The organism is Chloroflexaceae bacterium, assembly GCA_025057155.1.
Classification (GTDB): Bacteria; Chloroflexota; Chloroflexia; order Chloroflexales; family Chloroflexaceae; genus JACAEO01.
In genome coordinates this window covers 1-888 of sequence record JANWYD010000061.1, presented here as the reverse complement: position 1 = coordinate 888, position 888 = coordinate 1, and the positions used below count along the sequence as shown (strand labels likewise).

Annotated in this window: 1 protein-coding gene; it reads left to right on the top strand. The window is 63.6% G+C overall.

Features of this window, described 5'->3' with window-relative positions; translation table 11 throughout:
* Nucleotides 1-888 (top strand): hypothetical protein (locus NZU74_20250; protein ID MCS6883661.1); only part of this gene is annotated, 888 nt, incomplete at both ends.

Sequence of the window (888 nt, the reverse complement as noted above, 5' to 3'; positions counted from 1 at the left end):
GCCACCGGATGTGGTTTGAAGGCGTGCGCACCTCGCCGAGCTACGTCTTCCGCATCGGCTATGCCGTTTCGCCCGACGGCATCAACTGGACGCGGATCGCCACCTTTAGCGACGGCTCCGTGGTGCAGCCCGGCCCATTCCGCGACTTCGACGACAACAACGCCGGCGTGCCAATGGTGATCAAAGATGGCGCCATTTATCGAATGTGGTTCGAGGCCAATGGCTACGACACTGGCTACACCGTTGGCTACCTTGTCTCGACTGATGGCCGCAACTGGATCCGCGCCACGCCGAACACGCCGGTCTGGACCGGCGCGATGGATCCGATTAACGTTGGTTCACCCGACGAGGTTTGGGCCGTGCGCGCGTTGAAAGAAGGCGCATCGTACCGGCTCTACTACGCCACCAGCACCCGCCCGAATTCGCGCCGCTTCGCGCTGGCCCAGATGACCCCCGGCACGCCGGTGAGTGTCACCGTCACGCAGACCGGGACGACCTACACCCTCAATTTCACTACTGATGCTATCCCCGCAGGGGGCAGTGTCTTGATCACGCTGCCACCAACTATTCCGGCCAGCGCTCTTAGTGCCGGCCCGGTCAGTGGGTTTGGCACAGGCGTGGCGCTCGTGGTTGATCCCGCCGCCGTGACCGATGCCCTCTCCGGCGGAGTGGCGCGCAGCGCATTGTTGTTGCGCTTGCCGGCTGGCGCGCCGGCAGGGGCGAAGAGCATGACCTTTACCATTACTGGCCTCAGCGCCGGCACGAGTGCGCTGGTGCAGGTCTTCAATGCGCGTGAGGTGATTGGGTATGCTGAGGTAACGTTACCCGCTTCGACTGAGCCAACCGCAACGGCGACTACCGGCCCGTCGCCAACACCAACTGCAACAG